This is a genomic window from Heliobacterium mobile, assembly GCF_009720735.1.
Lineage (GTDB): Bacteria > Bacillota > Desulfitobacteriia > Heliobacteriales > Heliobacteriaceae > Heliobacterium > Heliobacterium mobile.
Map to the genome: position 1 here is coordinate 1 of NZ_WNKU01000007.1, position 18,808 is coordinate 18,808.

Sequence of the window (18,808 nt, forward strand, 5' to 3'; positions counted from 1 at the left end):
TTATTGATGCCTCCAACATAAGCATTATTCTACTTATACTTTCGACATAATTATGAAAAAACCTTTAAATAACATTTATTACCATGCGATTACTAGTTAACCGAACACGAATGAATCAACGTTATAAGCGGGTAAAGTGTAAATTTTGACGGGCTGAACCATGCCTCGCACAGAGACTTCACCGATTTCTACGAGTTGGAAGTATTGAAGAAGCTTCTGCTGTGACGCTGACTGTGAAGTATCCATAAAGTCATCTTTGTCAACGCGCACTGGTAATTGACCAGTGTGCGTTGCACTTTCTGCCAGGTATTGAAGCTTTAGTTATACAAAACAGGCCCCTTATCCTTGCAATGGAAAAGAAAAAAAGGACCTTTTTGGTCCTTTAGGAAGAACAAACGGTCTTACCGAAATTTCGAGTCTCCAACATCCCCGCACAATACTCCATAATTTCTCTACGCCGGACGATTCCGATAAAGACCCCGCGATCATCCATTACGGGTACAAAGTTCTGCTCAACAGCCAAAGAAACCAATTCTTCCATCTGTGCATAGATATGAACAGGCTTGTTGTTCATCCTCCGAGGGACTTCTGTCAGAGACAGGCGGTGCATGTTTTCAAAAGTGAGACCGGGTGTGTTTTTTAATTTCCAGAGCAGGTCTCCCTCAGTCAACGTCCCTACGTATTTTCCTTCACGGTCGATCAGGGGAACGGCAGTATAACGGTGATATTCCATTTTTTCAATCGCTTGTCGCATCGTCGATGTGATGGGTAGGTGAACTACTTCTTTTTTCGGAATCAAGAAAAAGGCGATATTCATCCTTTTCTTCCTTTCTCCAGCGGAGATGACCCATAGCAGAGAGCTGTTTTTACGAATTTTAAGATTTTTTTCTCATACTATAAATCATACAAGACCATCGCTGCTTTTGTAAAACCGTCGATTCTTCCGATTCCATGCGTTTGAGAAAGCGAGGGGGGATTAACTGCGGTATTTTCGCGTCTGCTTTCTTTTATGTAAAAAAGGAAAACTATTGCTTTTGTCGAACGATTCTAGCAGGAAAATGGAATAGGGGACGGTGGAAGGTACATGTATGTCCGAAAAGTATCGGAACAATATAACGTCGGGGAAGAATTGGCTAAAGATGTCTTTACCGTCGATGGGCGCCTGTTGATCCCGAAAGGCACCTTTCTGACAGATGCCATATACAAGCAAATCCTCAAATGGGAAGAGATCGGCATACTAACAGGTCAGAAGCCCAAGACTGTTGAATCCCTAACCGACCAATTCGAGGCATTGAAACGAGTAAATCAGGAACAGGTGCTCTTTGAACAGTCTATTGAAACCGTTCGCGATGTCTTTATCGATATGCGTGAGGGTCATGGTTTTAACGAAGAAGCGATTCGGAGTACGGCATCGAATATGGTCTCGGCGATCGCCAAGGATGAGAAAATCGGACTTCGCTTGTCTCGTTTGTGGGAATCAGACGATTACACCTTACACCATTCTGTCGATGTATGCCTGTTAAGCACGATGATCGGAATGAATCTCGGACTCTCCGGTGACGAAATACAGAGTCTTGCTGCAGGAGCTATCCTACATGACATCGGTAAAATTAATATCCCCGATGCCATTTTGAACAAGAGAGGCAAACTCACTGATGAAGAGTTCCAGATCATCAAGTCCCACCCGGAAGCAGGGCTGAAAATATTTCAAGATGGTGGAATCCCTTTGCCCGAGGAACAGAAGTCCTGTATTTTGCAGCATCAGGAATGGTGTAACGGTCAGGGATATCCCCATAAGTTAAAATATGCTCAAATTCACCTTTTTGCCCGTATCGTCGCTGTAGCCGATGTCTACTCGGCCTTGACGACCAACCGGGCTTACCGGTCCCGCATGGATCACATCCACGCTGTAGACATACTGAATAAAGACGCTGCCGGTCATCTCGACAAACATATCGTTTCTACTTTCATGAACCGTCTGCGCGATCTCATGTTAAACACCCGTGTGCGATTGTCTACGGGGGACGAGGGTTATGTGGTTCAGTTTTATCAAGAGTCCCCGCTGCAACCGACCGTATTGGTCACCGATACCCTTCATGGAGAAAAGCTTATCAGCCCCTACCTGGTACATTTAAAGGAAAAAACTTACATCTTTATCGAGCAAGTTTTATACGGCAAAATCTAAAAGATAATGTTATAATTAGAGCATTATGCGATAAATATTTCTAATCCAGGGGGCGATGACGCTGATTCGTTTCGACAAAGTGAACAAGTGGTTCGGAAAGTTGCACGTTCTCCGCGATATCCATCTACAAATCCGCGAAGGGGAAGTCGTCGTTGTCATCGGCCCCAGTGGCTCGGGAAAGAGTACCCTGTTGCGCTGTATCAACCGGCTGGAAGCCATCAGTGAAGGTCAACTGACGGTCGATGGCTTCCGGCTTGATGATCCAAAAACGAACATAAATCTGTTGCGACAGGAAATCGGAATGGTTTTTCAGCATTTTAACCTCTATCCCCATAAGACAGTGCTGGAGAACATCACGTTGGCTCCTATCAAGGTCCGGAAAATTGCCAAAGAAGAAGCCGAGAAGACGGCCACTTTCTTTTTAGAAAAGGTGGGAATTCCGGAAAAGGCCCAAGCCTATCCGTCCCAATTGTCTGGTGGTCAACAGCAGCGGGTGGCAATCGCCCGGGGGTTGGCGATGAAGCCGAAGATCATGCTCTTTGACGAGCCTACATCGGCCCTAGATCCGGAGATGATCAATGAGGTGCTTGATGTCATGAAGGCCTTGGCCAAAGAGGGGATGACCATGGTCGTCGTGACGCATGAAATGGGTTTTGCTCGGGAAGTGGCGGACCGGGTCATCTTCATGGATAACGGCATGATCGTGGAAGAAGGAACACCGGAGCATTTCTTCACAAACCCGCGGGAAGAGCGGGCAAAGCTCTTTTTGAGCAAGATTCTTACGGGAGGACGAGCCTCAAAGCGGTAGTATTCAGTGCGCTTTTTTTTGGCCGCTGAATGTGATAAAAAACATATTCTTAAGGGGGAGAGTACATGCTCAAAAAGTGGGCCAAGCGGGTCGCTCTTGTCTGTTCCATCGTGCTCATGGGGACTATCGCAACAGGGTGTGGATCGTCATCGAGCGCCCCAACCTCATCGGGTCAGTCGGGGGACTACCTGCAGACCATTAAAAACCGGGGATACCTCATCGCGGGTGTCAAGAACGACGTACCCCTTTTCGGGCAACTGAAGCCCGGTGCCCAAGAAGCGGAAGGCTTTGAAGTGGACGTCATGAAGGAATTAGCGAAAAAGATCTTCGGCGATGCCAGCAAGGTGAAACTGGAAAAAGTCGAGTCAAAAACACGCATTCCTATGTTGCAAAACGGCCAAATCGACATTGTCGCCGGCACCACGACGATCACCGAGGAGCGGAAAAAGCAGGTTGATTTTTCCGATGTCTACTTCCTCGCAGGGCAGTCTCTGCTGGTGAAAAAAGGCAGTCCGGTTAAAAGTATAAATGATCTTAAAGGGAAAAAGGTATCTACGGCGCAAGGATCGACGAGCGCGAAGAACATACGGGAAAAAGCACCTGGTGCAGAAGTGTTGGAATTCCCCACATATACGGAAGCCTTTTTGGCGGTCAAGCAAGGCCGGGCTGATGCCATGACGACGGATAACTCTATTTTGCTTGGTTTTCTCCAAGAAGATACCAACTATGAGTTGGTCGGTGGGTTGTTTACAGAAGAACCCTATGGGTTCGGTATGCAAAAAGGTCATCCAGAGTGGGTTCAATATGTCAACGATTTTATCAAGGAACTAAAAGCCAACGGGAAATATGCTGAGCTCTATAAGAAATGGTTTAAGCAAGATCCGCCCAAGTAGGGAACAAATGAGTCTGCCGGGGAGTGGAGAAGGCTTCACTCCCCTTTTTTATAGAAAGGAGGTCCGGCATGGGAAACTGGAATGATGTGCTGAGCTATTCGGGAAAGTATCTATCCGGTTTAGGAATTACCTTGGAAGTTTCCCTGTATGCGCTGCTGTTGTCCCTGGCGATCGGCGTCGTCATCGCTATATTTCGGGTTACTTCCTCTAAGCTGCTCAATGCTTTTGGGGCGGCCTATGTAGAGTTCTTTCAAAACACGCCATTGATTATTCAAGTTTTCTTCTTTTATTACGGTTCTCCGGCTATGGGCTTGAACATCTCCGGCTTAGCCTGTGGTACGTTAGGTCTGGCCGTGTACACTGGCGCCTATATGGGTGAAGTGTTCCGCGCCGGAATCCAGGCGGTGCCAAAGGGACAGATGGAAGCGGCTCGGTCATCGGGGATGAACTACCTGCAGGCGATGGGCTATGTCATCCTGCCGCAAGCCGTGAAAATCATTTTGCCGCCCTTGACCAACCAGATGGTGAATATGGTCAAGAACTCAGCCATTTTAAGCACGATCGCTGTGACCGACTTGATGTATCAAACGTATTTAATTTCCTCGGATACGTTCATCGTCTTTGAGGTGTTTATTTTCGCCGCTTTGCTGTACTTAACGATTACCGTACCGCTTAGCACCTTCGCTAACCTACTGGAACGGCGGTTGCAGCGAAGTTCCTAAGAGAGGAGGGGACCTATGGAAGCGTCTAAATGGATGATCTTATTCGAGCCGAAGAATCTAAAATTCCTGATGCAAGGGCTGCAATGGACGATAGAACTGGCCCTTGTCAGTATCGCCATGAGCCTCTTCTTCGGGATGGTGATCTGTGCATTGCGCATTTCCCAATTCCGGTTCTTGCGGTATCCGGCATTTTTGTACATTGAGTCCTTGCGCAATCTCCCGTTGATTTTGCTGATCTTTTTCACTTATTTCGCGCTGCCAGTCATCGGGGTCAACCTATCGAAGTTTTGGGCGGCTGTCGTTGCCTTCACTATCTTTACATCGGCCTTAGTGGCGGAAATCATTCGCGGCGGGATTCAATCGATCCCCAAGGGACAGTGGGAAGCTGCTCGCTCTCAAGGATTTACGTACCTGCAGACGATGGTCTTCATCATCATGCCGCAGGCGCTGCGAAAGATGATTCCCCCGCTCTTGAGCCAGTTCATCACCTTGACGAAAGATACCTCTTATGCGACGATTATCGGGCTCCAGGAACTGACGGGTCAGGCGTCACTGACCTTTATTGAGTACAACAATCCGATTCAGACTCTCCTCTTGGTCGCTTGCATCTACTTTATCATCAACTTTGCCATGTCCCGTTTGGGCCGTTTGGTAGAACAACGTATGGCAATGGGATAAAGAGGTTAGCCATCATGATTAGGATGAGCCCTCGGCCCTCTGTCGGAATGAATTTTACCTTCGGCAGAGGGTTTTCGCTTTCCCTTGACTGGTTGGATAGCCTCACAGGATTTGATAAAATAGAGCATAACTTTTACCGGGAGTGAGTCAGATTGAACCACCCACCGAAGATCATCGCCGTGATGAGCGGCAAAGGCGGCGTCGGCACGTCGACCATCACGGCGCTCTTAGGGGCCGGTTTGACGAAAGCGGGACTGCAGACGGGGGTTTTAGATGCCGATGCGGTCGGACCAGTGATTCCGATGATGTTTGGAATGACCCAGGTGATGGAGCGGCGAGGAAGAAAGCTGCATCCCTCCGTAAGCCGTGATGGTCTCCAAATCGTTTCAGCGGGACTATTACCGGAGAAGCCTGTCGACCTTTCAGCGGACGCACCGGACAAGGTCATTCAAGCCGTAATACCTCATGTGCAGTGGGCTCCTTTGAATGTCTTGCTTATCGATATGCCCGCCGGTTTTAATGATGTTCACCGATTTCTATTCGACGAACTGCCGGTGGCAGGCGTCGTCGTGGTGACATCTCAACGAGAATTAGACCGCTTGGCGGTTCGCAACGTCATGTCCATTTTGGCGAGACGAGCTGTGCCCATCTTGGGTGTCGTCGAAAATGGGGGAGAGACCGAGTGTCCTTCCTGCAGTTCCCTGATTTGCCTTGGTGATCAAGAGGAATTATTAGCAGAAGACTCCGAAGTGGTGGGATGTTTTCCCTGGACGAAAAAGCTGGCAGAGTTCGCTCGAGAAGGCCGTATCGAAGATTACAATCACCCGCTGGTCTTTCAGATGGCAGTAAGTGTATGGGAAAATGCGAACAAAAAGGATTGACAAAATCGGAAGTACGGCGTAAGATGTAATCAAGAGGAACGGCCATAGCGGCTGCGACCTCTCTCCGATGCAGGTGGGAGAGGCGAAAAGGGACGGCGGATCGAAATGGCTGCTCCTTATTGTAGCCCGGCCTGCCTGGCCGGCGGAAAGGGATCTGCAAAAAATGCAGATCTCTTTCCATTTTAAAATGCAAAGACATATATAATGGTCTAATCAGTTCAACATATATCTCGACCTTTACAATCTATCCGTAGTCATCCTTTTTTACTAACAGTAATTATTGTTTTCAGAAAAAAGGAATTTTGACAAAAAGAAAGAATAAAATACTCAGTTCGATTTGGCTGAATCTGGTATATATGATTAGTGTGAGTATGTTCAAGGAAAGAAACAAGGCCTTAAGGGAGGTGACCGGGGATGGCAAGAATACTTATCGTGAATGACTCGGCGTTGGAAGCTCGTATCTTAATGGATGAACTGTCTCGCAGCGGTTTTCAGGTGGAAAATGCCCGGGATGGTGAAATGGCTCTCGCGATGATCGACAGCTTTCAGCCCGACGTGATTATCGCCGACATCGTGTTACCCCGGTTGAATGGTTGGGATTTGGCCCGACGCCTCAAGGAAAATGTCGACACGAGTGATGTGCCGATTATTTTTGCTTCTTCCAGTGAAAATAAAAGCGACCGCTTCGAAAGTCTCAAAGCAGGCGGTTCCGATTATATTACGAAACCGATTGACTATGAAGAACTATTGCTTCGCATTGAAGTCGCCCTCCGGCATAAGATTTCGATTGATAGTTTAAAGCGTCGAGAAGGGATTTTGCGGGCCGGTTCCGTACGGGATACTCTCACCGGGTTGTATAACCGCCGTTACTTTGATCAAAAATTGACGGAAGAATTGGCTCGGGTTGACCGCTTTGGCAGCATGCTCGCCTTAATGATGATCGACATCGATCATTTTAAGCACATCAACGACACATATGGGCACCTGGTAGGGGACAAGATTTTGATTAACCTAGCCGGGCGGTTGAATCAAAGGGTGAGAGCGACCGATACGATTTGCCGTTTTGGAGGGGAAGAGTTCGCCCTTGTCGCAGCCGAAACAGATCTGAAAGGGGCTTTTGTGCTCGCCGAGAAGATCCGGGAGATCGTGAGCGCTGAAGCTTATGTGATTTCTGATGAACTGACGATCAATGTGACGGCGAGTTTTGGCATCACAGAATGTCGAAAGCATAATGAAACCGTACAAAGTCTCATCGACCGGGCTGATAAAGCCCTCTACCAGGCGAAGCGGAATGGCCGTAACCGGGTTGAATGGCAGTGAGGGTAAGGGAGTCTCTCCGATGGGCATAGTCTTTCCTTTGTCGGGGATAGCTACAGTGATAAGGGCTTTGCGCCGTTTCATCGGCAAAAGGTAAGTTGCGTAGCCCAATTCCCGTATAAAAGAGGTGGCCCGAATGAAGGCTGAAACATTTTCCCACCCAGAGGTTCCAAGGGAGGTTCAGAATCATCCCTTACTTCAAAAGGTGCTTCCGTTAGTCAACAGTGGGAACCTAGCCGAATACTTGGCTGGTTGGACAAGGATCTACTATTTGCGGCACCATCCTTTTGTTAGTTCTGTCGACCAGATCACACCGAGTGATATGATAGGTATTTTTCAGGAGACCTGCCGGGATTACCTAGAAGAGGCGATAGAACGTTTCCCGGCTCAGGACTGCCGATTCAGTTTAAGGGAACTGATCGATGAAACCATCTCTCGGGGGATTCGATATTACGGAGAAGTCGGGAGCAGTGATCGCACTCTTCATTAGCTCCTTTGACCGCCAGGATATCGGAGAGATATCCTTTTTAAAATGAGGAAAAAGCCGGTTTGTTCAAGCAGTGAACAGGCCGGCTTTTTCTTGTTAAACATCCGTTAGTATATACGGCTGAGTGACCGGTGTGCCCTTAAACTTTTCTTTAGAAGCAAGCAGGCCTCCCATGTGCATAGACATATAAAAGACACGATAGGGAAGAAGGAGGCCTCAAAATGGAAAAATCTCAAGCTATACAAGACTTGGAGCGGTTGGAAAAATCCCTGCCGGTCATCATGGATATTGCTAAGGGGTTTGGGTTGGATTTCTATGACATGCGCTTCGAAGTTGTCCCGGCAGACGTATTGTATACCTTCGGTGCTTACGGGATGCCGACGCGGTTTAGCCACTGGTCTTTTGGCAAGAGCTTTCATCGTTTAAAGATGTCCTACGACTACAATCTGTCCCGAATCTATGAACTCGTGATCAACTCATCTCCTTGCTACGCCTTTTTATTGGAGGGGAATAGTCCCATTCAAAACGAGTTGGTGGCGGCGCATGTGCTGGCCCATTGTGATTTCTTTAAAAACAATGCTGCCTTTGCCGGGACGTCAAGGTTTATGGTCGAATCGATGGCCTCTTCTGCAGACCGTATTCGAGAATACGAGATTCGCCACGGTCTCGATAAAGTGGAAAGCTTCCTCGATGCGGTGATGGCCATTCAAGAACACATCGATCCTCATCACGGGACCGTGAAAGACGCTCTTCCGCCAAAGCCGAAAGTTCAGCCTGACAGCGCCTATGAGGATTTGTTTTCTCTCGAAAGGGATCATCATTCGGGACAAGAGGCACCGTCAAAGGCGTCTAAAACAGGTACGAATGATGAAAAGGCAAAGGAGCCGAATCGGAGATTACCGGAACGGCCGCAGAAGGATATCATGCTCTTTTTGATGAACCATAGTCCCTTTTTGGAAGATTGGCAACGCGATATCCTATCGATCATGCGCGATGAGATGCTCTATTTCTGGCCTCAAATGCGTACAAAAATCATGAACGAAGGCTGGGCAAGTTTTTGGCATGTGCGTATCTTACGAGAGATGGATATGAATGAGGAAGATGCCTGGGAATTCGCCAAGATGCATGCCCAGGTGGTGCAGCCGTCTAAGACGTCGCTCAACCCCTATTACTTGGGACTGAAGATTTTTGAGGATATCGATAAGCGCTGGAACCGCGAAAAAATCTTCGAAGTCCGGGAGATTGAAACAGATCAATCCTTCCTCCGCAACTACCTGACCAAAGAACTGGTCGATGAGATGGATTTATACGTCTATAAGAAGATAGGCAACCAATGGCAGATCGTCGAGAAGGACTGGGAAAAGGTGCGCGATGAGATGGTCAACCGGATGACCAACGGAGGAATACCGGTTTTATATGTAGATGATGGTGATTACAACCGGAGTGGGGAACTGTTGATCCGCCATGCCTTTGAGAGTGCAGAACTGGATATTCCTTATTTGGAAAGGACGCTGCCTCACTTTTATACCCTCTGGGGCAAGACGGTAAACCTGGAGACGATCATAGACGGAAAGAAGATTCTCTTTAGTTTTAACGGGGAAAAGGTGCAGCGCAAATATCTTTGAGCATAGCGAAAAAAGCCGGGGATTATCTTCCCCGGCTTAACTTATGTATGTTCTAGCAATTATGGAAAAACAATCTTGATTTTATCGCTGCCCATTTTGGTAACTTGAAGTTTTTCCTTGTAATATTCGCCGACTCCATGAATACAAGCGATGGCAATATCGATAAGTCCCCGCTGTGAGGAGTATGTCATTATAACGGTTTTGTCATTTTGCCATTCGTACTTAAAGCGCGGTGGTTTCGCACCATTCATACGCTGGGTCATAGTTACATGGACGGAGTCCATTTTTGACAAGAATTCTTTTGAACTTTTCGCACCCGTAAAATAAAGGCGGTACATCTTTGGGGCAAATAGGGTCGACCAATGATGACCAAAGGCGTCGATTACTTGTTGGAGAGATAGGTGCAAAACGGTGCAAGCCGTCGTGATTACCTTCATGGTGTCCTCATCTGTAATATCTCCCATGGGGACGAAAATTTGTCGAGGAACTCCCGATTGGTGAAGAATTTCCTCCCATTTATTGTCTCCGAAGTTTTTTTGAACCAATTCTTTTACGCACATTAGTATGACACCCTTCAAGAAAAAGCGCCTCCTTTTATTACCTTATATATATAATAATATACACTAATAGGTTAAAGATGGGGCAACAAATTAAGGAAAATAAAGATTTTTTTGCCTCTTTTAATTGAAGGTAAAAGCAACCTTAGTGTAGAAAGAGGAAATAGGTGTATTCAAATTTTTGGTTACGACTTTTTGCACGAAAGGGTGGTTGAATCCAGTGAGCATTCTTATTATCGGTAACAGTGCCGCAGGAGTTGCGGCTGCAGAAACTGTTCGCCAAATGGATCCCTCCGTTAACGTGACTATGGTATCTGCTGAACCGTACGCTTCCTATTCCCGATGTGTAATCCGGGAGGTAATATCGGGTAAAAAAAAGACTTAACCGGATTGCAAATCCGGAAGTCTGATCACTTTCAAAGACTAAATATAAAAGAACTTCTAGGAATACGAGTTGAAAAAATATGCTCTGAACAGGGGAAAGTCCTTTTATCAAATGGAACTTCCTTGAATTACGACGGCTTGGTTTTGGCCACAGGTGCTCGGCCATCCAGTTTGAATATTCCCGGCGATGATCTACCCGGCGTCTTTACACTACGAACCTATGATGATGCGAAAGCCATTGTACGTCGATGTGATCAAGTATCTTCCGCAGTAACCGTTGGAGGCGGTCTTATCGCGTTGAAGACTGCTGCGGCACTAAAAGAACGGGGCGTTCAAAAAGTGACCGTGGTGATCAAATCGCGGCAAATCCTCAGCCGTCAACTGGATCCCCTATCTGCGGAAATTGTCAAAAGAGCACTAGAAAAGCTGGAACTCCAGTTTGTTTTTGGCGTCAATCCTATTGCCTTTGAGGGAGACAGGCGAAGGGGACTGTCAGAAATCATTTTGGAAGACGGCAGCCGGTTATCCGCTCAATTAGCGGTCGTGGGAAAAGGTGTGACTCCGAATCAAGAGTTGGCTTTAGCGGTTGGAGGGAAACAAAATCGGGGCCTTCTAGTCGAGCCTTTTCTGTCGATAGGCAGAGAGAACATATTTGCCGCTGGCGACGTGATCGAAGTAGAAGATCCGATAACGGGCGAATTTACGACTTCTGCCTTGTGGTCATTAGCATCGGTGCAGGGACGTGTAGCAGGCTATAATGCACTCGCGGCTATGCGGGGGAAACCGCTACAACGGTATATTCCGAGACTGACCCGGATGAATGCCACAGAATTTAACAGGATACCTGTGGTATCGGTGGGACATATAGACGCGCAGGGTGAGGACGTGGAGATTTTTAAAGGAGGACCGAGTCTGAAATCTCCCTGTGCTCACCGCTACTTGGTTTTTAAAGGGCCTCGATTAGTTGGGGCAGCACTAGTAGGGGATGTAGACCAAGCGGGTCCTTATGCCAATTTGATCATTCGAGGGTTGCCTGTTCGTCACTACGCCAAGGATTTGCTGCGAGGAAATGTGTTGAAAACCATTTTGACTCGTTTAACGTAAAAGGTGGGAGTGTTGGTATGGATACAAGATCCGTTGATTTAGCTGTACAAGAGATGCTAGAAGTGGCTTTGCAAAATAAAATTGAAACTGCTTGGGACCGCTTAAATTTCCAACAGCCCCAATGTGGTTTTGGAGAGTTAGGTCTATGCTGTCGGAATTGTACTCAGGGCCCCTGTCGAATCGATCCTTTTGGAGATGGACCTCGCAAAGGTGTTTGTGGCGCTGATGCAGATACGTTAGTTGCTCGCAACTTGGCCCGGTCTATTGTCGCTGGAACTGCCTCACATTCAGGGCACTCCAAACACTTGGCTCATGTGCTAAAAAAATGGGCCGATGGGAAAGCGCCTGATTATCCGGTAAAAGATGAGAGAAAGCTTTTGGCCGTCGCCCAGCGTCATGGGATTGAGGTAGAAGGAAAAGAAATTAAGGAGATCGCCCGCTCGGTGGCGGAAGTGGCACTGGAGGATTTTTCCGAACGAAATACTCCGATCGGTTTTGCAAATCGGACGGTCACGAAAAATCGAGCGGAACTGTGGAATAAATTTGGTGTCAACCCTGTAGGCATCGATTCCATCATCGCGGAAATGATGCACCGTACGACTCTTGGTGTAGATGCTGATGCAAACAACCTATTGTTAGGAAGTATAGCTGCAGGAATTGCCGATTATGCTGGGTGCCGCATGGGAACCGATCTATCTGATATTCTTTTCGGAACCCCTGCTCCCGTAATTTCCGAAATGAATATGGCTGTGTTGGATCCGAAACAGGTGAATGTGGCACTTCATGGTCACAATCCGGTCCTTTCGGATTTGTTAGTTCAAGTATCGCGAGAGATGAGAGAAGAGGCAAAAATGGCCGGTGCGACAGGTATAAATCTCGTCGGCATCTGTTGTACCGGCAGTGAAGTGCTCATGCGACATGGGGTGCCATCCTGTACTCACTCCGTGTCTCAAGAGCTACCTATCCTCACTGGTGTCCTCGACGCGATGGTGGTGGACTATCAATGCGTATATCCATCCATCGCGACCTTAGCCGGTTGTTATTCGACGAAAGTGATTACGACCATGTCCATGGCCAAAATTCCAGGAGCGATACATATTGAAATTCACGAGGAAGGTGCATGGGCAAAGGGGAAAGAGATTCTCCGGCTCGCGATAGAAGCGTTTAAAGAACGAGCTGGGAGGTTGTACCAGATACCCCGGTATAAAGAAAAGGTGGTTGCCGGTTTTTCCAAAGAAGCGATCGTCGCTGCTCTTGCCAAGTTGAACCAAGAAGAACCATTACAGCCTTTGATTGATAATATCGTAAATGGAAACATACAGGGGATATGTTTGTTTGCTGGATGCAATAACGTGAAGGTTCGTCAAGATGAAAACTATATCATTATGGCGAAGGAACTGGCAAAGCGAAATGTGCTTCTGTTAGCTACAGGATGTGGCGCCGGGTCACTCGGTCGCCTCGGTTTTATGAATGGAGAGGCGACAAAGGCCTACGCCGGGGATGGGATGAAGGATGTCTTGTCAGCAATCGGAGAGGCCAATGGGTTAGAGGGGCCTCTTCCACCTGTTTTGCATCTGGGATCATGTGTAGATAATTCTCGGGCTGTTGATATTGCAGTTGCCATCGCGGAAAAATTGGGTGTAGATACGGATATGCTGCCTGTTGTTGCTTCAGCGCCCGAGTACAAGACGGAAAAAGCTTTTTCTATCGGGACTTACGCCGTCGCGCTCGGTCTCCCCACGCACCTTGGAATGGTTCCGCCTGTTGCGGGTTCTAAACAAGTGGTTAAAACCTTGACCAAAGATATTAGGGAAATTACAGGCGGGTATTTTATCGTGGAGACAAATCCGTCGGAAGCTGCGAAAAAACTGTTTCTGGCTATTCAAGAGCGCCGAGCAGGTCTTGGGCTTTTGACCCGTCTTTGGTAGGGGGGGATGACGATGGCAGGAAAGATAGTTGCCAAGGTAGAACGGTGTATCGGATGTAAAGCTTGCGAACTTGCCTGTGCTGTGGCTCACAGTACAAAGAGATCGGTTGTCGAAGCGGTTTTGGCCGGAGAACTTCCCAAAAAACGAATACAAGTCCATCAGGTGCCAGGAAAAAAGGTCCCCTTGAACTGTAACCATTGTACCAACGCGACTTGCATTGACTACTGCATAACCGGTGCCATGCATCGCCGTAATGACGGCATTGTGACGAATGAAGATGGGCCATCTGAATGTAATGGATGTTGGATGTGTATAATGAGTTGTCCCTTTGGTGCTATCATTCAAGACGAGGAAACTCATAAACCGATTAAGTGTGATCAAGACTGTCTGCGTGAGCATAAAATCCCCCGATGTGTTCAAGCGTGCCCGACTAAAGCGTTGCTCTACTGGCAAGTGGATGATTTGAAGGCAGAAGCCATCAGGAATGCAAAAAACAAAATAGATCAGTTGTATAATCATAACTCTTAAAGTATCAGAGTTGCTTAGGTAATAAAAATTGAACAATAGGGCGTTTAAGAATTTTAATCCATTAGGTTCTTAAGCGCTTTTTTCTTGATTTAACGGTGGTGCGTTATACATTTTTGTTGTCGCTAGACGGATTGAATATGTGGCAAAACCTTTTGTTGATGAAATAAAGGGATTTGAATAAAAAGGCAGAATATTGCGAATAGATGCATTCTGGGCAAACTAAGCACTAAGAATAAGGGAGATAAGGGGTGTTTTTATGGCAGTGGTAGAACGTCGATATTCGGCTTGTCCTACGATCTTACCGCATCAGTTATGGCTCGGACGTTCGCCGCTAGACCCTGCCAAAATCAATCCCGTCACCAATACGCCTCAAAACAAACCTTTCGGCGGTTTTTGGACTTCAACCTATCATGAGACCCTCATGTCTGATTGGGTTCTTTTTTCTTATACGAATGAGACCTATTGGAAGGGAACGGCTTTAGAGGCTTGGATCGTTACAGCCAACCCCGATGCACGGATATACAGAATCGATGGCTATTATGACTTTGAAGAACTGCTCTGTAGGTATCATGTCAATCCCGCCTGGAACGGTCCATTTATCCCTGCTAAAAGATTTAGTGAAATCTATTCGTTGTTCTGTGGTGAATTGCCGATGGGGAAGGCGAAGTTGGATTTTGAAGCGATCAGCCGAGATTATGATGCCGTCCATCTGACCGAACGAGGGTTGTCAGAGACGAAGTATGGATATCCCTATAACCTCATAGGGTGGGATGTAGAGAGCACGATCTGGTTTCGTTGGTCTTTCTCGCGAGCCGAATACCTAGGGAATCTCTGTACAAATCCATTGAGAATCGTTGCTCCTGGCAGCTGACTTTTTAAAGTTAACAATGATTCATGAAAATAGCTTATTTCAGATGGGTTAGCGAGGAGGATTTTCTACTTCTTTGCGGAAAAGATAATGTGAAAGAAATATTTAGAACTGAACGGCAAGCGAAAAGAGCGAAAATGGAGGGGGCACAATGTTAGGTCAAATGGACTTGCTAGAAGAAGTGAGACATCAACGAATCGAGGATATTTTGGCCGCATCCCCAGTGTTTCTTTGCCGGTTTCTTGGTTTATCGGACCATCCCTTGGCGCCGATGCTTTTAACGGGGATGGATCTGGAAGCGATGATTGAAGACGCTTTGGAACAGATGCCAGAAGAAAAGATCGTTTTTTTCTTATCGGAACTGAAAGAAAAGAAACCTTCCTCATTCATCTATTTATAGACAAGACTCCAAAATAGTAAAGTAAAACGCTCCCGGCGATCTTGTTCTCCGAGAGCGTTTTTTTTGCGTAAAAGTTATTCAGCTGTTTCTTCCCCGATGCCCATTTCTTCTGTTTCCGCCGTTTCCGGAATTACTTCTGGTTCGACCTCAGGAAAAGCCGGTTCAGTTTCCTTGATCTCTTCCGGAACTGCGTTGCCGCCTTTTTTAATTTGTTCGTATTCTTCGATGAGTGCATTGATTCCTTGGAACAGGGCATCTTTTCCATAAAGAAAACGCATCATACTGGGGACATCTTCTTTTATGTTCGTCACGGTGATTTCCTTACCATGTTCCTCTAAAAGACGCAGTTGTTCGAAAATGGTGTTTTTAATCTCTTCTTCGGTGCTTCCCCAACGAATCCGGTTGGGTTTGACTTTAATCGGTTCAACTACTTTTTTGCGACGTCCACGACGAGGTGCTTCCATAGTCTCGGTAGCTTCGGAATCAGTTTCTTCAGCGGTTAAAGAGGTAGCAGCCTCTCCGAGCGTCTCAGCCAAATTGCTTTGTTCTTGCTTTTCCACTTGGATCGTCGTCTGGAGATCTTGTAAAACATTACGTACGGAAGCTAATTCACTGACCACAGGGTCAAGAGCACGATTTACTAGTTCTTGAGCCATTTTAAATGCAAATTCTACAGACTGGCGATAGCGTTGATAATCTGCATCTAGTTGCTGTAAAGCCTTATCTTGAGGGGACATCTCTTCCGATTGACGCATGTGGAATACCGTCCTTTACCTAGTTTTTTAAGTATATTATATATCAAAAGCAGCCTATTCAAAACATTATTTTTATAAATTTATAGAAAGTTTTGATGCATCGCCTATCTTATATTTGCCTTGTTTGTTAGGTATGCAGGGAAACATATAAGTGATACGGGTATTTCGACTTTGATAGTGAAATTTCGAGATAATAAGACACAAAGTGTTTTGCAAAATGATAATAGTACCGTCAGTATAGTTCGGTGTAGTGGGAAATAATGATGATGCAATTTCCGTTTATTTCAAAAAATGGTTGATTACAACATTGGCGACTTGTTATCTTAAACAAAAGGTGCGTCAGTTGAACTACTGACGCACTCAAGATTTTTCGAATTAATTTATTTCTCTCCCAAATATTTTGTAGCTAACTCTTTAATCTTGCCGTTTTTTTCCAACTTATCAAGCGCTTCGTTCACTTGTGTCTGGAGTTCTGTATCACCTTTACGGAAGGCGAAGCCGTATTCTTCTTTGACAAAACTAGTATCGTCCAGAAGAACCAATTGAGATTCAGGGTTGCTCAATAGATAGTTTTGAACGACTGGTTTATCGGCGACCACAGCGTCCAGTCCGTCGATCCGTAATGTATTCAGGGCGTCGAGAACACTTTCAAAGCGTTTAATATGGGGATCCCGGTTGCCCATCAATGTTTCGACGACATCTTGTCCGGTCGTACCGTTTTGGATGCCCACATTTTTACCTTTTAAGTCAGAAAGGCTTTTGAAAGAAGAACCTTTTTTGAGGACAATAGCCTGTGTGGCTTCAAAATAAGGTTTGGAAAAGTCTACACTTTCTTTTCGTTTTTCCGTAATCGTCATGGCTGAGGAAACCATATCGATGTTTTTGTTATTCAGGGCGGCGATAAGTCCATCGAAGGGGATATTTTGAATCTCAACGTCTGCACCGATTTGCGCACCGATCTCCTTAGCGAGTTCAATATCGAATCCGATAATGTCACCTTGCTCATTTCGCCACTCAAAAGGTCGGAAAGATGCTTCCGTTCCAACGACGATTTTCTTCGATGTCGTGATCGGGGTTGTGCTTTTTCCGCAACCGGTCAAGCTGAATAGTCCGAACGTCACCAAAGCCACACATGCAAGGAGCTTCCACTTTTTCATCAATTCTTCCTCCGTCTTAAGGTTTGTATATTCGTAAAGATACAGGCGCAATTATACAAGTTGGTGCATAAAATCACAATAACAATTTTCAAATTGTGAAAAACAAGAATATTTCACCAAAAGCTATTAAGGGTTTGTGTTATCGTTCACGATAAAATTAGTAAGGGATACAACGAAGGCAAGGTAACCCAAAGGAGATGAATGCCATGGAGGGCCTACGAATCATCCCTGTTCTCCCTGCCGCATTCCCCGACAACCGAGATGACAAAGAAAAAAAGAGAGAAGCGACGGGAAGTAGGGGAAAGGGTAAACCTTTCTCCCAGGTTCTTAAATCGGTGATTCGAAAAGACAGAAAAGATAATTAAATATGACCTCTTCTCACAACGAACTTGTTTACGCAGTATTTTTTCTCCTATAATATATAGAAAAGGTTAGCCCCTACTCAGGAGGATCTGGCGGAATGATACGTATTTCTACTCGTTTAGTTGAACCGGGTGCAGTCTTAGCCAGACCAGTCTATGACGGGCGAGGCAATATACTGCTTGCACCAGGAGTGACGTTGACCCCGAGCTACCTTCGAAGGTTGGAATTGCTAGAAGTTGGTTCCATCTACATCGAAGGTCCTTTTTCAGAACTCGTTAGTTATGAAAACGCACTTTCAGACAAAATATATGTCGAAGTCATGAAGAATACTCGAAGCCTCGTGAATGTGCTCGGTTCGTCCCGGTCCCATTCTGACCTGTCGATAGCCAAAAAGTCGGTAGAACTCATTGTTGATGAACTCTTGCGTAACCGGGGGACGTTGCTCGATGTCAATGCACTGCATGACTACGACGAGTACACCTTTACCCATTCCGTCTCTGTGTGCGTTCTATCGATCATTATCGGGTTGCAGAAAGGTCTTTCTCGTCAGGAACTGTATATTCTCGGAATGGGCGCGTTGCTCCATGATATCGGCAAGACAAAGGTGCCTCTTGAGATATTGAACAAACCGGGGAAATTGACTGAAGAAGAATGCACAATTATGATGCAGCATCCCAGCCTGGGTTTCGATTTACTGCGTAAGAATTCTAACCTGCTTTCCGCCCATGTAGCCTTTCAGCATCAAGAAAAGTTCGATGGTACAGGTTACCCAAGAAACCTTAAAGGCGAAGATATTCATCTTTTTGCACGGATTACTTCGGTAGCGGACGTATATGACGCATTAACGTCCAAGCGACCCTACCGCTCCCCGATCACGGGAAATAAGGCATACGAGTATCTTTTGTTGCAGTCGACGAAACAATTCGATCCGGAAATCATCAAGTTTTTCACGGAGACCGTCGCCATATTTCCGAATGGAACGATGGTACAACTGACGAATGGCAAGAAAGCCCTTGTCGTTAAACAGAATTCAGGAAATCCGCTGCGGCCCGTCGTTTGCTTAATTGAAAATAATCAAATTTTGGATACGATCGACTTAACCGAAGAGCAGCATGCCGGCTTGCAGATCGACGGATAAGCTAAAGAAGACGCTGAGCGTCTTCTTTTT

Annotated in this window: 21 protein-coding genes; 17 read left to right on the forward strand and 4 right to left on the reverse strand. The window is 46.3% G+C overall.

Annotated features, from left to right (window positions below; genetic code table 11):
- Positions 1-382: 382 nt before the first annotated feature.
- A complete protein-coding gene (locus tag GJ688_RS07630) occupies positions 383-817 on the reverse strand; it encodes a CBS domain-containing protein (RefSeq protein ID WP_155475962.1) in 435 nt (144 codons plus the stop codon).
- Positions 818-1,084: 267 nt separating this feature from the next.
- Between GJ688_RS07630 and GJ688_RS07635 the strand changes: the two genes are divergently transcribed.
- The 9 genes from GJ688_RS07635 (at position 1,085) to GJ688_RS07675 (ending at position 9,596) form a co-directional block, all read left to right on the forward strand.
- The gene (locus GJ688_RS07635) at positions 1,085-2,185 is read left to right on the forward strand and encodes an HD-GYP domain-containing protein (RefSeq protein WP_155475963.1); all 1,101 of its coding nucleotides are present in this window, start codon (positions 1,085-1,087) and stop codon (positions 2,183-2,185) included.
- Between the two features lie 61 nt (positions 2,186-2,246).
- Positions 2,247-2,993: an amino acid ABC transporter ATP-binding protein gene (locus tag GJ688_RS07640; protein ID WP_155476101.1), complete on the forward strand. Its 747-nt coding sequence runs from the start codon at positions 2,247-2,249 to the stop codon at positions 2,991-2,993.
- Positions 2,994-3,058: 65 nt separating this feature from the next.
- Positions 3,059-3,886, forward strand: a complete 828-nt coding sequence (locus tag GJ688_RS07645; RefSeq protein WP_155475964.1) for an ABC transporter substrate-binding protein — start codon at positions 3,059-3,061, stop codon at positions 3,884-3,886.
- A gap of 68 nt (positions 3,887-3,954) precedes the next feature.
- Positions 3,955-4,608, forward strand: coding sequence for an amino acid ABC transporter permease (locus GJ688_RS07650; protein ID WP_155475965.1), 654 nt, complete (start codon positions 3,955-3,957; stop codon positions 4,606-4,608).
- Positions 4,609-4,623: 15 nt separating this feature from the next.
- The gene (locus tag GJ688_RS07655; protein ID WP_155475966.1) at positions 4,624-5,286 is read left to right on the forward strand and encodes an amino acid ABC transporter permease; all 663 of its coding nucleotides are present in this window, start codon (positions 4,624-4,626) and stop codon (positions 5,284-5,286) included.
- Positions 5,287-5,438: 152 nt separating this feature from the next.
- Complete coding sequence (locus tag GJ688_RS07660; RefSeq protein ID WP_155475967.1) at positions 5,439-6,167, forward strand: P-loop NTPase; 729 nt, start codon at positions 5,439-5,441, stop codon at positions 6,165-6,167.
- 414 nt (positions 6,168-6,581) lie between these two features.
- Complete coding sequence (locus GJ688_RS07665) at positions 6,582-7,487, forward strand: diguanylate cyclase (RefSeq protein ID WP_155475968.1); 906 nt, start codon at positions 6,582-6,584, stop codon at positions 7,485-7,487.
- 133 nt (positions 7,488-7,620) lie between these two features.
- Positions 7,621-7,974 (forward strand): hypothetical protein, encoded by a 354-nt coding sequence (locus GJ688_RS07670; RefSeq protein WP_155475969.1) that lies wholly within the window; start codon positions 7,621-7,623, stop codon positions 7,972-7,974.
- A gap of 218 nt (positions 7,975-8,192) precedes the next feature.
- A complete protein-coding gene (locus GJ688_RS07675; RefSeq protein ID WP_155475970.1) occupies positions 8,193-9,596 on the forward strand; it encodes a SpoVR family protein in 1,404 nt (467 codons plus the stop codon).
- 59 nt (positions 9,597-9,655) lie between these two features.
- Here the strand turns inward: GJ688_RS07675 and GJ688_RS07680 are convergent, their stop codons facing one another.
- Positions 9,656-10,174 carry a heme NO-binding domain-containing protein gene (locus GJ688_RS07680; protein WP_155475971.1) on the reverse strand — a complete coding sequence of 173 codons (519 nt, stop codon included), beginning with the start codon at positions 10,172-10,174 and terminating at the stop codon, positions 9,656-9,658.
- Positions 10,175-10,373: 199 nt separating this feature from the next.
- On the opposite strand from GJ688_RS07680, the gene GJ688_RS21530 reads away from it, so the two are divergent.
- The 6 genes from GJ688_RS21530 (at position 10,374) to GJ688_RS07705 (ending at position 15,365) form a co-directional block, all read left to right on the forward strand.
- Positions 10,374-10,538, forward strand: a complete 165-nt coding sequence (locus tag GJ688_RS21530) for an FAD-dependent oxidoreductase (protein ID WP_407928945.1) — start codon at positions 10,374-10,376, stop codon at positions 10,536-10,538.
- A 5-nt stretch (positions 10,539-10,543) separates the two neighbouring features.
- Complete coding sequence (locus GJ688_RS07685) at positions 10,544-11,641, forward strand: NAD(P)/FAD-dependent oxidoreductase (RefSeq protein ID WP_155475972.1); 1,098 nt, start codon at positions 10,544-10,546, stop codon at positions 11,639-11,641.
- 17 nt (positions 11,642-11,658) lie between these two features.
- Positions 11,659-13,569, forward strand: a complete 1,911-nt coding sequence (gene cooS, locus GJ688_RS07690) for an anaerobic carbon-monoxide dehydrogenase catalytic subunit (protein WP_155475973.1) — start codon at positions 11,659-11,661, stop codon at positions 13,567-13,569.
- 12 nt (positions 13,570-13,581) lie between these two features.
- A complete protein-coding gene (locus tag GJ688_RS07695) occupies positions 13,582-14,097 on the forward strand; it encodes a 4Fe-4S dicluster domain-containing protein (RefSeq protein ID WP_155475974.1) in 516 nt (171 codons plus the stop codon).
- Positions 14,098-14,353: 256 nt separating this feature from the next.
- A complete protein-coding gene (locus GJ688_RS07700) occupies positions 14,354-14,968 on the forward strand; it encodes a hypothetical protein (protein ID WP_155475975.1) in 615 nt (204 codons plus the stop codon).
- A gap of 148 nt (positions 14,969-15,116) precedes the next feature.
- Positions 15,117-15,365, forward strand: coding sequence for a hypothetical protein (locus GJ688_RS07705; protein WP_155475976.1), 249 nt, complete (start codon positions 15,117-15,119; stop codon positions 15,363-15,365).
- Between the two features lie 74 nt (positions 15,366-15,439).
- On the opposite strand, the gene GJ688_RS07710 is transcribed toward GJ688_RS07705, so the two are convergent.
- Together GJ688_RS07710 and GJ688_RS07715 are read right to left on the reverse strand one after the other, a co-directional pair.
- Positions 15,440-16,120, reverse strand: a complete 681-nt coding sequence (locus tag GJ688_RS07710; RefSeq protein ID WP_155475977.1) for a hypothetical protein — start codon at positions 16,118-16,120, stop codon at positions 15,440-15,442.
- A gap of 380 nt (positions 16,121-16,500) precedes the next feature.
- Positions 16,501-17,277: a basic amino acid ABC transporter substrate-binding protein gene (locus GJ688_RS07715; RefSeq protein ID WP_155475978.1), complete on the reverse strand. Its 777-nt coding sequence runs from the start codon at positions 17,275-17,277 to the stop codon at positions 16,501-16,503.
- Between the two features lie 206 nt (positions 17,278-17,483).
- Between GJ688_RS07715 and GJ688_RS07720 the strand changes: the two genes are divergently transcribed.
- On the forward strand, positions 17,484-17,642 hold the full coding sequence (locus GJ688_RS07720; RefSeq protein WP_155475979.1) for a hypothetical protein: 159 nt from the start codon (positions 17,484-17,486) through the stop codon (positions 17,640-17,642).
- Between the two features lie 95 nt (positions 17,643-17,737).
- Positions 17,738-18,778: an HD-GYP domain-containing protein gene (locus tag GJ688_RS07725; protein WP_155475980.1), complete on the forward strand. Its 1,041-nt coding sequence runs from the start codon at positions 17,738-17,740 to the stop codon at positions 18,776-18,778.
- Positions 18,779-18,808 lie beyond the last annotated feature (30 nt).

What these genes read in the sequence shown, in the direction of transcription:
- GJ688_RS07705 (WP_155475976.1), top strand. Translation starts at nt 15,117, where the DNA reads ATGTTAGGTCAAATGGACTTGCTAGAAGAAGTGAGACATCAACGAATC.
- GJ688_RS07715 (WP_155475978.1), bottom strand. Translation starts at nt 17,277, where the DNA reads ATGAAAAAGTGGAAGCTCCTTGCATGTGTGGCTTTGGTGACGTTCGGA.
- GJ688_RS07720 (WP_155475979.1), top strand. Translation starts at nt 17,484, where the DNA reads ATGGAGGGCCTACGAATCATCCCTGTTCTCCCTGCCGCATTCCCCGAC.
- GJ688_RS07630 (WP_155475962.1), bottom strand. Translation starts at nt 817, where the DNA reads ATGAATATCGCCTTTTTCTTGATTCCGAAAAAAGAAGTAGTTCACCTA.
- GJ688_RS07695 (WP_155475974.1), top strand. Translation starts at nt 13,582, where the DNA reads ATGGCAGGAAAGATAGTTGCCAAGGTAGAACGGTGTATCGGATGTAAA.
- GJ688_RS07700 (WP_155475975.1), top strand. Translation starts at nt 14,354, where the DNA reads ATGGCAGTGGTAGAACGTCGATATTCGGCTTGTCCTACGATCTTACCG.
- cooS (WP_155475973.1), top strand. Translation starts at nt 11,659, where the DNA reads ATGGATACAAGATCCGTTGATTTAGCTGTACAAGAGATGCTAGAAGTG.
- GJ688_RS07655 (WP_155475966.1), top strand. Translation starts at nt 4,624, where the DNA reads ATGGAAGCGTCTAAATGGATGATCTTATTCGAGCCGAAGAATCTAAAA.
- GJ688_RS07710 (WP_155475977.1), bottom strand. Translation starts at nt 16,120, where the DNA reads ATGCGTCAATCGGAAGAGATGTCCCCTCAAGATAAGGCTTTACAGCAA.
- GJ688_RS07670 (WP_155475969.1), top strand. Translation starts at nt 7,621, where the DNA reads ATGAAGGCTGAAACATTTTCCCACCCAGAGGTTCCAAGGGAGGTTCAG.
- GJ688_RS07645 (WP_155475964.1), top strand. Translation starts at nt 3,059, where the DNA reads ATGCTCAAAAAGTGGGCCAAGCGGGTCGCTCTTGTCTGTTCCATCGTG.
- GJ688_RS07650 (WP_155475965.1), top strand. Translation starts at nt 3,955, where the DNA reads ATGGGAAACTGGAATGATGTGCTGAGCTATTCGGGAAAGTATCTATCC.
- GJ688_RS07635 (WP_155475963.1), top strand. Translation starts at nt 1,085, where the DNA reads ATGTATGTCCGAAAAGTATCGGAACAATATAACGTCGGGGAAGAATTG.
- GJ688_RS07675 (WP_155475970.1), top strand. Translation starts at nt 8,193, where the DNA reads ATGGAAAAATCTCAAGCTATACAAGACTTGGAGCGGTTGGAAAAATCC.
- GJ688_RS07725 (WP_155475980.1), top strand. Translation starts at nt 17,738, where the DNA reads ATGATACGTATTTCTACTCGTTTAGTTGAACCGGGTGCAGTCTTAGCC.
- GJ688_RS07665 (WP_155475968.1), top strand. Translation starts at nt 6,582, where the DNA reads ATGGCAAGAATACTTATCGTGAATGACTCGGCGTTGGAAGCTCGTATC.